The organism is Chryseobacterium sp. (assembly GCF_029240215.1).
Lineage (GTDB): Bacteria > Bacteroidota > Bacteroidia > Flavobacteriales > Weeksellaceae > Chryseobacterium.
Window position 1 is genome coordinate 164,196 of sequence record NZ_JARBTK010000002.1, and the last position, 14,325, is coordinate 178,520.

Genomic DNA, 14,325 nt, shown 5'->3' on the forward strand with positions numbered 1-14,325 from the left:
AAAAACAATATATTTGCAAAAATTTATCTTCATGAAAAAACTATTGGTTTGCACATCGCTGTTAGGTTCAATGATAACGTTTGCACAGGAAAGTGATACTATTAAATCTAATGATATTGATGAAGTAGTTGTTACTGGCTATTTAACGAAAGACAGTCAATCTGCAAACAAAATGCCACTAAAAGATATTGAAAATCCTCAGGTTTATAATACCGTAAATAAAAATGTGATTAAAGAACAAGTTGTCACCAACTTTAATGATGCTCTTAAAAACATCACCGGCATCGCAAGACTTTGGGAGTCTACAGGTAGAGGAAATGACGGAGGTGAATATTACTCAATGAGAGGTTTTTCTTTGCAGCCTAATCTCATAAACGGAATGCCTGCTTTCAACAACGGAACTTTAGATCCGGCAGGAATTGAAGTTATTGAAGCTATCAAAGGTCCTTCGGGAACGCTTTACGGAGGTAGTGTAATTTCTTACGGTGGATTATTAAATGTAGTTACTAAAAAACCGTATAATCATTTCGGAGGTGAAGTAGGATACATTACTGGCACTTATGGACTTAACAGAGTAACAGCAGATGTAAATGCACCTGTAGGAAAAAACTTGTATGCAAGAGTAAATGCAGCATATCAAAAGCAAAACTCATTTCAGGACGCAGGTTACAGTGAATCTATTTACGTTAACCCATCAATTAAATATGTTGTAAATAACAGATTGACATTCTTTGTAAATACTGAAATTAAAAAATCTGATGCTGCGAATGCTCCAATGATTTTCCTTAGCAGATATAGCCCTCTTTCTTTTAATTCTATAGATTTGTTTGAGCAGAATTATAAAAATTCTTATACTTCAAACGACTTAAGTATCAAAAACTCTTCATTCAACATCCAGGCTCAGGCTCAATATAAAATTTCAGATAATTGGACTTCAAGTACCATTGTTTCAAGAGGAAATACCAAAACCGATGGTTACAATCATTACTTGTGGGATTCTTCAAACGGAAATGAGTTTACAAGATTTATCTCAAAATTAGGTGGAGAAACAAACACAACTGCAATTCAACAAAATTTTGTAGGAAACTTCAATATTGGAAGTGTAAAAAATAAACTTCTATTTGGTTTAGATTATTTCCAGAGAGAATTTTTGCTTGGTGGAACAGGCTGGGCAGGGTTTGGAACAATCTCATTGGTTAATCAATCAGACACTAATGCAGGAATGCTAAACAAAGGAGCCGTAGATAACGCTTTGGCAACAACCTCTCAAGCAATAGGAAGCATGGAAACTAAAATTTACAGCGCATATATTTCAGATGTTGTTAACATTCTTCCTAATTTATCTGCAATGCTAAGCGTTAGAATGGATCACTTTACAGGAAATCCAACAGCATATGCAGTAGAGAAATCTAAAAATACAACAACTTTTTCTCCAAAATTAGGTTTGGTCTATCAGCCAATTCAAGATAAACTTTCTATTTTTGCGAACTACATGAACGGTTTCCAAAATGTTGAGCCAGTAGAAAACACAGATCTTGGCGGAAATAAATCATTTGCATATTTCGATCCTGAACATGCCAATCAATGGGAAGTTGGAACGAAAGCTAGTTTAATTAAAGATAAATTATCAGTTACTGCAAGTTATTACAATATTTTAGTAAAAGACAAAGTAATGGCAGACCCCACCAATCCATTGGCAAGTATTCAAGGAGGTGAAGTTGAAAGTAAAGGTTTTGAAATCAGTGTTGTAGGAAGTCCGGTTATAGGCTTAAATGTAATTGCAGGTTTCAGCCAAAATATCAGTGAAGTTACTGTTGGAGACCCAACATATGTAGGATATCGTCCTGAAGAAGCGGGTCCAAGGAATATATTCAACTTCTGGGCAAACTATAAAATTCAGGATGGCGCTTTAAGAAACGTAGGAATTGGCTTCGGAACAAACTCTGCAAGTAATCTTTACACATTAAACAGAGCGGGAATCGGAACATTTACTATTCCAAGCTATGCTATTTTCAACACAGCACTTTCTTATAACGAAGAAAGATACAGTGTGATCCTAAAACTTGATAATATTGCTAATAAAAAATATTTCTCAGGATGGTCTACTGTAACACCTCAGAGATTGAGAACACTTTCTTTAAGTTTAAATTATAAATTCTAATCAGAATATAAATTAAAAACCATCTGCCAAACTGCATGAGTAGTTTGGCAGATTTGTTTAGATTAAAACCATTTGATTCGCTAATTATAATTAATCTAAATAAAAATGGAAAATCTTATATTTGCACAACTTTAGAAATTCATGAAGAAAAAACATCACCACAAAAAGAAACCAAGTCTCTTCAAAAAATGGACTGGCAAAATACATTTATGGTTCGGTTTGGGAATAGGATTTTTGATTTTCATCATCTCAATTACCGGTGCTCTATACGTATTCAAAGATGAAGTGGAAAATTACACGAGAAAAGATGTTATCTATCATAACGAGCAAAATATTGATCAAAAACAGATTCTTCCGATAAGAGTTTTAGAAAAATCAGTTGTAGCACAGGTAAAAGAAAAATATCCTGTACATTGGGTTAATATTCCTATTGATAAAAAGATGTCCTATCAGTTTTATTGGTATGAGCACAATCCTAAAGCGTGGAATTATTTTGATGAATTTCCCATCTATAAACTAGCCTACGTCAATCCTTATAACGGTAAAGTTTTAAGGACTTATGATGAAAAAAACGGCTTTTTTCAAATTGTAAAAATGATTCACTGGAGTTATTTACTAAAACAGGAATGGGGAACTTATGTGGTCGGAATTCCAGTAATCATTTTCATTATCATGTTGATTTCAGGAATAATTTTATGGTGGCCAAAAAACAAAGCAGCAAGAAGACAACGCTTCTCATTCAAATGGAAAAATGTAAAAAGCTGGAAAAGAAAGAATTATGACCTTCACAATGTTTTAGGTTTCTACGCATCAATATTTGCTCTTATTTTTTCTTTGACGGGTTTATTTTATGCATTTTTTGTTGTTCAGGCAGCTTTCTACTTCATTTTTTCTGGCGGAAGTACAGTTTATCCTGACTTTTCATCCATTAAAACAAAAGCTCCGATCGAGCTAAGAACGGAAGGCACTTTGGATAAAATCAGCAATACTGTAAAAGAAAAATATCCGGACTCTTACGGATTTGCAATCGACTTAGGACATCCTCATATGGATGATCATGAACATCCCAATTTTGAGGTCTATGTAAAACACCTCTCCTACTCTTATCATAAGAGCAGCAGTTTGATTTTTGATGAAAACTCCGGAGAATTGCTTCATACGCATGATATGAAAGATAAAAATTTCGGTGAAAAAGCTGTGGGGGCCAATTACGACATTCACGTAGGTTCTATTTTAGGCTTGCCAACCAAAATTATTGCTTTTATTGTAAGCTTAATTTGTGCTTCATTACCCGTAACAGGATTTTTAGTCTGGTGGGGAAGAAGAAAAAAAACTAAAAAAGCAATCTCATAATTTTTTAATAATATTCTATATTAAGCAGTATTAATACAATCTTTTTTATAAATTTATTGCCTCGAAATTATACAATAAGAAAATGTCAGTAGTAGATTTGTCAAAACAGGTTGCATTAGGTATCGATATCGGTGGAACCAATACTAAATTTGGTTTAGTAAACCACCGAGGTGAAATTTTAGCAAAAGGCTCTATTCCCACCGACCAATATGCTACTCCGGAAGCATTTATTGATGCACTGTACACACAAATTAAACCTTTAATCGATGAGCATGGCGTAGGAAAAATGATTGAAGGAATTGGTGTAGGTGCTCCCAATGCCAACTACTACAGAGGAACAATCGAGCTGGCTCCCAATCTTCCGTGGAAAGGCGTGATCAATTTTGCAGATTTAATGACTGAAAAATTCGGACATCCATGCAAAATGACCAATGATGCCAATGCTGCAGCTCTTGGTGAAATGATGTATGGCGCTGCAAGAGGCATGAAAGATTTTATCATGATTACTTTGGGAACAGGTGTAGGAAGCGGAATCGTTTCCGGCGGACATTTGATCTACGGTCATGACGGTTTTGCCGGAGAACTGGGACATACAATCGTAAAACCAGGTGGCAGAAAACACTGGAGTACAGGTTCTGAAGGAAGCCTTGAATCTTATGCATCTGCAACCGGAATTGCAATTACGGCAAAAAAAATGAGAGCAGAATTTCCAGACTCGATGCTGAATCAATATCCTGAAGACACCATCAATTCTAAAACAGTACATGAATGTGCTTTGAAAGGAGATCCTGTAGCGATAGAGGTTTTCAGATATACAGGTCAGAAATTGGGTGAAGCTTTGGCTAATTTTGTTATGTTCTCTTCGCCAGAAGCAATCTTGTTGTTTGGAGGGGTGATCAAAGCGGGAGATTTTATTTTAAAACCTGCCAAACTTCACATGGAAAGAAATCTTTTACCTATTTTCAGAAACAAAGTTAGATTGGTTTTCAGTGAACTTGATGAAGCAGATGCTGCCATTTTAGGAGCAAGTGCTTTGGTTTGGGAAAAATAATTCAAAACAAATAAAAAATATTAAGCATTCTCTTTCGAGGATGCTTTTTTTGTTTAATTATTAAATCAAATTCATTAGTGATTATTTGTGAAATCTATTAGTGCGATTTGTGTTTAAGCAATTGCTTCATCCGCTTTTGGCTCAATTTTTTCTTATTTTTGATAAGTTTTTCAACGACTTGAAATAAGTTTGAAAAGAAAATATTTAAATATAAAATCAATCTAAAATGGATAAAAATAATTTACAGCAAATCACCTTCGGAGGCGGATGTTTCTGGTGTGTAGAAAGCTGTTTTAATATGTTAAAAGGTGTAGAATCTGCAATTTCCGGATATTCGGGTGGTCACACAGACAATCCGACTTATGAGGAAATTTGCACAGGTGGAACCGGACACGCGGAAGTTGTACAAATCACTTACGATCCTGCAATTATTTCTTATGATCAGTTGATGGATGTATTTTTCTTCCTTCATGATCCTACTCAACTTAACAGACAGGGAAATGACATCGGAACTCAATACCGTTCGGTAATTTTCTATAAAGATGATGCTGAAAAACAAAGAGCAGAAAATTCTATCAAAGAATCTGAAGCTTCAGGAAAATGGTCAGGAAAATATGTGACAGAATTGGCACCATTTGAAAAATTCTGGTCTGCAGAACAATATCACCAAGGATATTATCACGTCAATCCAAATCAACCTTACTGCAGTGCGGTAGTTGGTCCAAAAATTCAGAAATTCAAAAAACATTTCGGAGAACTCGGAATGTTGAAAGATTCAGAATAAAGTAAAAGCGAAGAGAAATCTTCGCTTTTTTATTCTTCTTGAACTCCTGCATATTTTAAAATCATATGATTGGTTGATTGATCGAGTTCTTTCCCTGTCTCTGGATCTACACCATCCATTGTGAAAAATTCAACATTTCCATTATACTTTGAATACCAAGTTTTTCCTAAAGCGTTATCAACAGTCAAAGTATCTTTTCTATTAATTTTCTTGAAATATTTCAACAATTTAAAATTTACAGGTTTCAGATCAAGATAAGGTCTATCATCCTCACAATCAGCAATTTTGTATTCAAACTTATCCCAATACATACATTTCTTTTCTTTCACAGGCTCAGAACTTCCAAAAAAACCCAAAACAGTAGACTTCTCTTGGTTTTGGTTTTTTCCTTGAGTATTTGAGAAAGCATAATTTCCTGTAAGAAGAAGTATCACAAAAGTAACTTCAACCATTCCGAAACCATTCTGTTTCATAAATTCCGGCATTGCAAGAATAGGTTTATTAATAATAGTAATAACAATTTTAGAAATTGTATGTTGTATTGTATACTCTATTGTTTTCCATTCAGAGCAATAATCTTTAAATGTATCATATCCTAAATATTGGCATAAATTATCTAATATAGATTTTTTTATGTTATAGTCTTCCTCTTTTTCAACTATAGTCTTATAGTAATTTTCAAAGGTTTTATAGCTTAAACTTTCATGTTCATCTTTTAAAATTTGTTCAAGATGTAAAAGAATTCCATTGAAAGAGCTTTCTGTTGCTTCATTAGATGCTTTCTCATAAACATCTTCAAGTAATTTTTTCTTCTGAGGTAAAAATTTTGACATACTCATGGTTATTAGTGCTAAAATTATGACGTTTTGATTACAAAACCTTACGGTTTCCCGTACAACTCACCGAAAAAACTTTCCAAAAACTTTCCAAAAACTTTCTAACCCCTGCCTTCCATTTCGCTGCATCTTTGCCATAGAAATCAGTGATAAACAAACAATTACAAAAAACAAATTTACAAAACTGATTTCAAATTCACTAGATAAAACGGAAGAAAACTCCGGGTTGGGAAGCAGATGTTTCTCTTCCGTTTTTGAAGGTTCACTTCCCAAAAAAATTTTAGAAGCGCTTCGAAATTTTAAATGTGTACAGCTCGTGATATCTACATCTGCGAGAGGAAGAAAAACAATTTCAACTTCAAATTTTAAAGGAAATGATTCAAATAATTTTAATGCTACTTGGCTTAGCATTCGGAAATAATAACGGAAATGCAACATGCAATAACAACAACGGAGGAACAGTAACAACTCAGGATTCCGGAGGCGGAACAGGTATCGATCCGGGAACGGGGACAGATCCGGACGATGGAACAGGTGGACCAGTAACTGGAAATACTGGACAAACTCCGCCTCCTAGACCTTAACATTTATTGAAGGACAGATTTTTATCTGTCCTTTTTTGTTAATTTGCATAAAAACTAATTTATGAGACCAAATTATGTATTTATAATATTATTAATCTTCTATTCTTGCAATAAAGTAAAAACAAGAGATGAAATATATCCAAAAAAACTTTACGAAAAAGCAAAAGAATTTGCAAATGAAAATACTTCAGATTCTGCGTTCTACTATTTTAATCTTGCCAAAAATGATTATCTCGAGATTTACGATTCAATTGGGTCAGGGAAATCATTAGTGAATATGGCAATTATTCAATCTAATAACGGAGATTTTTACGGAAGTATAGAAACTTCATTAGAAGCTAATAAATTATTGCGGGATGAAAATGACAGTATTGTAAAAAGTACTTTAGCTGCAAATTACAATAGTATGGCAATTTCATCATCTTTTTTAAAAAATTATGAAGAGTCTATTTCTTTTTACAAAAAAGCTTTACAATTTTCAAATGATGATAAAAATAAATACATATATAATAATAATATTGGTGATGCACTTATACTTTTAGGCAAATACAAAGAAGCTAAAAAGCATTTGGAATTAGCAACTTTAACAAAAGATAGTTTAATTTATGCAAAGGCACTTAATAACCTTGCTAGGGCTAAGTTTCTTGAAAATCAAGATTATAACCCATTACATGAACTAAATAAAGCTTTAAAAATCAGACAAAATAAAGAAGATTTAGAAGGACAAAATTCAAGTTTTTCAACATTAGCAGATTATTATTCTGATAAAATACCTAAAAAATCTTTATTCTATGCATACAAACTTCTTGAAACCTCAGAAAAAATAAAAATACCTGAAGATCAAATAAACGCATTACAAAGAATCATTATCCTTGATCAATCAAATTATTTAAAAAGCTTTCAAAGATTAACAGCAATAAACGATAGCACACAAACTGCCAGAAACAAAACTAAAAAACAATTTGCCGTAATAAGGTATGATGTAGAACAGAAAGATGTTGAGAATAAAAATTTAAAGCTTAGAAATGTTGAGAATAAAATTAATATAATTTACCTAAGTTTTGGATTAGGAATTTTAACCCTGACATTGATCTTGGGATACTTCTGGAACGAAAAAAGAAAAAAACATATAAGACAGGAGAAAGAAAAAGAAAAAGAACTCGAAGTCAAAAACACGCAACTCAAAATGTCCAAAAAAGTACATGATGTCGTAGCCAACGGAATATATCAGGTCATGACAAAAATTGAGAATCAGGAAAGTTTTAATAAAGATGAAGCTCTTGATGAATTAGAATTTGTTTACGAAAAATCAAGAGATATTTCTTACGAAAAAGAGGATTCTAAAAATTCTGAAGAAGAATTCAAAGAAAAAATATCAAACCTCATCGCTTCTTTTAAAAATTCTTCTATTGAAACCTACGTTGCAGGAAACGAAAGCGAGATATGGAGCAATTTAAGCTCGTCAATAGGAGAAGAAATTTATCAGATCATACGCGAACTACTTGTCAACATGAAAAAACACAGTAAAGCAGACAGAGTGGTTTTCAAATTTGAAAGAATAAATAATTTTATAAAAATTCAGTACACAGACAATGGAATCGGTATTTCCGGGGACTTGATTTATAAAAACGGTCTGTCTTCTACGGTTTCCCGTATGGAAAAAATCAACGGAGAGATTACTTTTGACATCAAAACTGAAAAGGGACTGAAAATCAATATTTCATTTCCTGCTTCTTAAAAAAACTAAAAAAGAATGTTCAAGAAAATTTTAATCGCCGAAGACCACGAAAGCATCAATTTATCCGTACAAAAAACATTGGAGGATCTCAACATTCCGAATGTTGATTACGTATATTATTGCGATGATGCATTGGCAAAAATCCAAAAATCAATCAGAGAGAATGAACCTTATGACCTTCTGATCACCGATCTGTATTATGAGGAAGATCATCGGAAACAGGAAATTAAAGACGGAAGAGAATTAATTCAGAAAATAAAAGAAATTCAGCCTTCTTTAAAAATCATCGTTTTTTCTGCCGAACACAAATCAGGAGTTATTGATTCGCTTTTCAAGGAATATGAAATCAACGGCTATGTTCGAAAAGCCAGAAATGATTCTAAAGAACTGAAAAAATCAATCGCCTCAGTTTATATCAACGAAAATTATTTGTCTCTCGATATGAAACAGGAAATGAGAAAACTTAATAGTTATGAGTTTTCAGCTTATGATATTACCTTAGTTTCTCTTTTATCTAAAGGAATTTTACAGAAAAACATTCCTGTTCATCTGCAGGAAAAAGACATAAAGCCTTATAGTTTGAGCAGTGTTGAGAAAAAACTTAACGGTTTAAAAGAAGATCTTGAAGTCACAAGCAATGAGCAATTAGTAGCTTTCTGCAAAGACATTGGAATTATTTAAAAACAAATTTTCAAAGCATATTTAATAAAGCCTTTCAAAAAAATTGAAAGGCTTTTTTTATTTTTTGCCGGTTTTACGGAAACCCGTAAGGATTGGATTTTAAAGGGTTATATTTTTGGAGTGTTAAATAAAAAACAATCATGGGAAAATTCACAATTACTCAAAGAGTAAACAAGGAGTATCAATTCAACCTTAAAGCCAATAATGGGGAAATCATTTTAATGAGTGAAGGGTACATCCAGAAATCATCTTGTCAGAAAGGAATACAATCTGTAAAAATCAATTCTCAGGATGACGCAAGATACGAAAGACGGGTCTCCACCAATGGCAAAGATTACTTTGTTCTGAAAGCAAGAAACGGAGAAATCATCGGAAAAAGCCAATTATACAGTTCAAAAACAGCAATGGAAAACGGAATTCACTCTGTGAAATCCAATGCTCCAACCGCAGAGATCGCTGATGAAACCATTTAAAAACAGAAACCATGGAACTTAAAATTAAACTTGAGCAATTACATCAAAAGGTTGTTGACTTAAAAGACCAGATCGGAACTGAAGAAGCCACAAAGAATGCTTTTGTAATGCCTTTCATTCAGATTTTGGGTTATGATATTTTTAATCCTACAGAAGTAATTCCGGAACACATTTGTGACATCGGAACCAAAAAAGGAGAAAAAATAGATTATGTTATTAAAAAAAATGATGAACCCATTTTTATCATAGAATGCAAACACTGGAAAGAAAGTGCAGATGCTCACAACTCACAGCTTCACCGCTATTTTCATGTTTCAAAATCTCGATTTGGAGTTCTTACCAACGGAATTGTCTACAACTTTTATACTGATCTTGAAAAACCAAATATCATGGATGAGAAACCTTTTTTCACCATTGATATTGAAGATATCAAAGAAAGCTCAATAAAAATTCTCGAAAGTTTTACCAAAAACGACTATAATCTGGAAAGCATTTTAGATTCTGCAGAAGCCTTAAAATACATTAAAGCCATCAGAAAAGAATTTGAGAAAGAAATCGAAACCCCTTCGGATGAAATGGTCAAAATGTTGGTCAGCAGATTTTTTGATAAACCTTTAACAGCCAATCGAATGATTGCTTTTAAAGAATATTCTAAAAAAGCATTGATCACATCGATCAACGAGTCTATTAGTTTTAGACTAAAATCAGCATTAAGCATCAATGAGCAAATTGAAAAACGGGAAGATGACGTGAAAAATTCTCAGCCCATTGATGAAAACAATGATTCTAAAATCGTAACCACGGAAGAAGAATTGGAAGGATTCCAGATTGTAAAAGCCATTCTAAGAGAAAAAATTCCTTCCGAAAGAATTGCTTACAGAGACACTTTGTCCTATTTCGGGATTTTACTGGATGATAACAACAGAAAACCGCTTTGCAGACTGCATTTTAATACCGCTAATAAATATTTAGAAACTTTTCATAATGGTAAAGATGCCGGAGAAAAGGTTTTGTTGAATAGTCTTGATGAAATCTACAATTTCAGAAATCAGCTTCATCAGACTTTAGAAAACTATAATTAAAACTAATAACCATGAAAACATTTATATCTATCCTAATTATTTTCTTTGGAGTATTGATGTCCGGTTATTTTTCTTCAACAAAAGAAAAAAGTCCACATAATGGCGAAAGATGCACCGGATCTTCAAACTGTTCTGCATGTTCAAGCTGTTCCGGTTGTGCACATTGCGCAGGCATGGGCGGAAGCTGTGGCGTTTGCGGAGGCGGTTCTTACAAGAAGAAATCTTCGGCAAACCACTCATCCTCAAAACATCAAAAATCTAAAACTCCGAACACTTCACTTTCCTATCGTTCTAAAAAAAGCAAACTTTCAGAGCCTCCAAAAATTCGTATTGATGAAGTCAATATCAAAACCGACAACAGATACAATGCAGACGTTTCTGTAATCAAAATTTATGAAAAACCTTCTCTTCAATCTAAAGTAATAGAGAAAGTCTCGAAAACCGCAAAATTAATTCCAGTTTCCAAGCAAAAGTATTGGCAGAAAGTAAAGGTGCAGAAATCCGGGAAAACAGGATATGTTTATTATAAAGATGTAAAATAACAAAACCAAAATATCATGAATTTAAAACAATTTTTAAACGAAGAGCAAGATCCGAAAGCCGTTGAAAAACTACTGGATAGAATCAATAGCCTTCTGACTTCACAAGAGTTTGTAGAATACATTGCAGTTCAGAAAAAACCTGCATTGAATCTTTCTCCCGACTGTATCGCACTTACCAACAGAAGAATTATTTTCTGCAGACCTAAAAACTTCGGTTTTTCTATGGATTTTCAGGATTATAGCTGGGTTGACGTAGCAGATTGCCATATTAAGGAAGGAATTTTGGGCTCTACTTTTACGATGAGAACCGTCAGCAATCTCAGTAATATGATGGATTATCTTCCGAAAGCACAAGCAAGAAAGCTGTATCAGTTTGCTCAGGAAATAGAAGAACAAATGAGAGGGGTTCGAAGAGAAAAAGACCTTGAAGTAAGAAGAGCTTCCGCGGGAGGCGGCGTCACAGTTAATAATACAACACCGATAATTGCTCATCCTTTACAGACACAACAGTCAACACCCAAGCTTATTGAAGCGGAAGATCCATTTGCTATTTTACAAAAACTGAAAGGTTTAGTTGAAAACGGAATCATTTCTCCAGAAGAATTTGAAAATAAAAAGAACGAAATATTATCAAGAGTTTAATTATGAAATCAAAATTTACAACCGCAATGCTTGCTCTTTTCTTAGGAGGACTAGGCATTCACAGATTTTATTTAGGGCAAAATACTATGGGAATATTTTATCTCTTGTTTTGTTGGACACTCATTCCTGCATTGATTGCATGTATTGATTTCTTTGTCTTCCTCTTTATGTCTGAAGATAATTTTAATTACAAATACAATCTCAGAACCGGATTTTAAAAAACTTAAACCATGAAACCTTTTCTCACATTTTGTGCGCTATGTTGTTTCGCTGGTATTTTCAGGCTTCCTATCGAATATTATACTTTTCTGAGAATTCTTGTTTTTATTGGAGCTTCAATCGTTATTTATAATTTTTTGAGCTCTAAACAATATTATTTCAGTATAATTTTTCTGGTTATTCTCATTATTTTCAATCCTTTTATTCCCATTTACTTATATCGAAAAAGTTTATGGATTCCTATTGATACTATAACAGGAATTCTTTTCCTACTTATTGCTTCTGTCGAAAAATTGGAACAAAAAAAGGAAGGAGAAATTACCGAAGAATCTTCAGTGAATACAATACAGCCGAAAGCATATCTGCGAGATAAAATTATTAATCCTAAAAAACCAAAAGAAGACTAAAACCAACTATGGAAAACACTCAAATTACTGAAAATCTCAAAGCGCATTTCCTCAGATTGTACCAAATGGCAATTTGTGATGACGATTTTAGCACCTTAGAACTGAAAATGCTTTATGAATGTGCAGAAGAAAGAGGTATTTCATCTAAAAATCTGGACGAAATATTACTAAACCCAATAAACTTTAAATCTCTTGTCCCTCAAACCATTGAAGAAAAAGTAGATTATCTGTATGATCTTACGGTAATGATCTGGGCAGACGGTGTTGTTTCACCAAATGAATATTCTGCCATGCAAAAATACGTTCTGATGTTTGGTTTTCTGGAAGAAAATGTGAAATCAATCGTTGATTATCTTATTGAATCTGTGAAATTGGGAAAGAATAAAACAGATATTTTATATGAATTAAAAAACTAAAATACCATGACAACAAATATTAAAAATTTATTCAAATTAAAATCAATTCCGATCGAAACTCAGGAAGAAAAAGAACCGGAAGTTTTAAAAACCGAATTTGATACCAACGGAGAATCTCCAGAAGAAAGCAGGAAAAGAACTTATCACGAATCGGGATACAGAGACAGCTCCCGAACCAACGGAAATCACGCTACATTATCAATTTGTCTTGATGCGGTTTATTCAAAATTTCAAAACGAGGAAAAAGAAATGGTTGAAAAACAGCAAAAACTGAAAGAATCCTACGTCAACGAACAGAAGAATAAGGAAACAGAAATTAAAGCTTTGACTGTATCTGTAGAAACAAAAGAAGATCAGTTAAAAAATAAAAATAAAGAAATTGAAAATCACCAAAATCAGATTCAGGTTTTAAAAGCTGAGATCAATGATCTACCCAGAAATCCTGAAAGACACAATGTAAAAGCCACAAAAGGCGCATCTACAAAGTTTTGGATTGGTGCTATTCTTCTTGTTCCGATTACATTATATCTGTTAACTTTTTATATTTCAACTTCTTACTCAGCGTTTTTTAAAAGTTTCGACGCGAAAGTTACTGTTATACAAAGTGTTTTGGATGCAAGAGCTTGGGAAAGAGCTTGGTCCGAAGGCTTTATTGAGGGTGCATTTGTATCTTTTATTCCTTTTGTCTTTTTAGGATTGGGATTTTTGATTCATATGTTTAATGAAACTAAAACTTGGGTAAATTATGTGAAATTGGGTTTGCTTTTTATTGTTACTTTCATTTTCGACGCCATTTTAGCTTATCAAATTGAGTCTAAATTATATGAATTAAACAAAACTTTTAATTCTCCGCCATTTGATCTAAAAATAGCCTTTACCACTATTCAATTTTGGGGAATTATATTCGCAGGATTCATTGTCTATATCATTTGGGGATTGGTTTTTGACTTTGTAATGAAGGAACATAAAGAAAAAGATAAGATTAAGAACGAACAGGAAATCAGACAGAAAAACGTGCTTTTCCTTTTAGAAAAAATCGATGTTCTCAAAAAAGAAATTGAAGAAATTCTTGCAAACATCGGAAGTACAAAAGAGATTGTCATAAAAACACGTGGCAGAATCGAAGAACTTCAGAATATTATCGATGGAGTAATTATTCCAACTAAAGATTATAAACTATATGCTTCGGAATATGTTCAGGGCTGGATAACATTTATTGGTGAAAAAATAGCCGTTTCAAGAACCGAAAAACAAACGATGATTGACAGTTGTATCGAAACATACAATAAAAATCTTGAAGTTGTGGGAGCTAATTCAGAAAATCAAAATCTAGTTTATTTATCATCTTTATAATTA

General features: G+C 33.0%; 16 protein-coding genes. 15 read left to right on the forward strand and 1 reads right to left on the reverse strand.

The genetic code is table 11. The features are described 5' to 3' along the window. Positions 1 to 31 precede the first annotated feature (31 nt). From K0R77_RS04680 to msrA, 4 genes are all read left to right on the forward strand, one after another. Complete coding sequence (locus K0R77_RS04680) at positions 32 to 2,161, forward strand: TonB-dependent siderophore receptor (protein WP_300349159.1); 2,130 nt, start codon at positions 32 to 34, stop codon at positions 2,159 to 2,161. A 141-nt stretch (positions 2,162 to 2,302) separates the two neighbouring features. After that, a complete protein-coding gene (locus K0R77_RS04685; RefSeq protein WP_300349162.1) occupies positions 2,303 to 3,514 on the forward strand; it encodes a PepSY domain-containing protein in 1,212 nt (403 codons plus the stop codon). Between the two features lie 82 nt (positions 3,515 to 3,596). Beyond that, positions 3,597 to 4,565, forward strand: coding sequence for an ROK family protein (locus tag K0R77_RS04690; RefSeq protein ID WP_300349164.1), 969 nt, complete (start codon positions 3,597 to 3,599; stop codon positions 4,563 to 4,565). Between the two features lie 226 nt (positions 4,566 to 4,791). Next, the gene (msrA, locus tag K0R77_RS04695) at positions 4,792 to 5,349 is read left to right on the forward strand and encodes a peptide-methionine (S)-S-oxide reductase MsrA (protein WP_300349166.1); all 558 of its coding nucleotides are present in this window, start codon (positions 4,792 to 4,794) and stop codon (positions 5,347 to 5,349) included. A gap of 29 nt (positions 5,350 to 5,378) precedes the next feature. On the opposite strand, the gene K0R77_RS04700 is transcribed toward msrA, so the two are convergent. Then, positions 5,379 to 6,182 carry a hypothetical protein gene (locus K0R77_RS04700; RefSeq protein WP_300349169.1) on the reverse strand — a complete coding sequence of 268 codons (804 nt, stop codon included), beginning with the start codon at positions 6,180 to 6,182 and terminating at the stop codon, positions 5,379 to 5,381. Positions 6,183 to 6,577: 395 nt separating this feature from the next. On the opposite strand from K0R77_RS04700, the gene K0R77_RS04705 reads away from it, so the two are divergent. The 11 genes from K0R77_RS04705 to K0R77_RS04755 all read left to right on the forward strand — a co-directional run bounded on the left by K0R77_RS04705 (position 6,578) and on the right by K0R77_RS04755 (position 14,322). Next, positions 6,578 to 6,769 carry a hypothetical protein gene (locus K0R77_RS04705; protein WP_300349172.1) on the forward strand — a complete coding sequence of 64 codons (192 nt, stop codon included), beginning with the start codon at positions 6,578 to 6,580 and terminating at the stop codon, positions 6,767 to 6,769. Between the two features lie 61 nt (positions 6,770 to 6,830). Next, positions 6,831 to 8,507 carry a tetratricopeptide repeat-containing sensor histidine kinase gene (locus tag K0R77_RS04710; protein ID WP_300349175.1) on the forward strand — a complete coding sequence of 559 codons (1,677 nt, stop codon included), beginning with the start codon at positions 6,831 to 6,833 and terminating at the stop codon, positions 8,505 to 8,507. Between the two features lie 15 nt (positions 8,508 to 8,522). Next, positions 8,523 to 9,188 carry a response regulator gene (locus tag K0R77_RS04715; protein WP_300349177.1) on the forward strand — a complete coding sequence of 222 codons (666 nt, stop codon included), beginning with the start codon at positions 8,523 to 8,525 and terminating at the stop codon, positions 9,186 to 9,188. A 140-nt stretch (positions 9,189 to 9,328) separates the two neighbouring features. After that, positions 9,329 to 9,661, forward strand: a complete 333-nt coding sequence (locus tag K0R77_RS04720) for a YegP family protein (protein ID WP_300349180.1) — start codon at positions 9,329 to 9,331, stop codon at positions 9,659 to 9,661. An 11-nt stretch (positions 9,662 to 9,672) separates the two neighbouring features. Further along, positions 9,673 to 10,743 carry a type I restriction endonuclease gene (locus K0R77_RS04725; protein WP_300349183.1) on the forward strand — a complete coding sequence of 357 codons (1,071 nt, stop codon included), beginning with the start codon at positions 9,673 to 9,675 and terminating at the stop codon, positions 10,741 to 10,743. 11 nt (positions 10,744 to 10,754) lie between these two features. Continuing rightward, on the forward strand, positions 10,755 to 11,285 hold the full coding sequence (locus K0R77_RS04730) for an SH3 domain-containing protein (RefSeq protein WP_300349185.1): 531 nt from the start codon (positions 10,755 to 10,757) through the stop codon (positions 11,283 to 11,285). Positions 11,286 to 11,300: 15 nt separating this feature from the next. Beyond that, entirely contained in the window at positions 11,301 to 11,927 is a 627-nt protein-coding gene (locus tag K0R77_RS04735) for a PH domain-containing protein (RefSeq protein ID WP_300349187.1), read from the forward strand. A gap of 2 nt (positions 11,928 to 11,929) precedes the next feature. Next, the gene (locus K0R77_RS04740) at positions 11,930 to 12,145 is read left to right on the forward strand and encodes a TM2 domain-containing protein (RefSeq protein ID WP_300349190.1); all 216 of its coding nucleotides are present in this window, start codon (positions 11,930 to 11,932) and stop codon (positions 12,143 to 12,145) included. Positions 12,146 to 12,157: 12 nt separating this feature from the next. Beyond that, positions 12,158 to 12,553, forward strand: a complete 396-nt coding sequence (locus tag K0R77_RS04745; protein ID WP_300349193.1) for a DUF6804 family protein — start codon at positions 12,158 to 12,160, stop codon at positions 12,551 to 12,553. Positions 12,554 to 12,561: 8 nt separating this feature from the next. Further along, entirely contained in the window at positions 12,562 to 12,969 is a 408-nt protein-coding gene (locus K0R77_RS04750) for a hypothetical protein (protein ID WP_300349196.1), read from the forward strand. A 6-nt stretch (positions 12,970 to 12,975) separates the two neighbouring features. Further along, a complete protein-coding gene (locus K0R77_RS04755; RefSeq protein WP_300349199.1) occupies positions 12,976 to 14,322 on the forward strand; it encodes a beta-carotene 15,15'-monooxygenase in 1,347 nt (448 codons plus the stop codon). Positions 14,323 to 14,325: the final 3 nt, after the last annotated feature.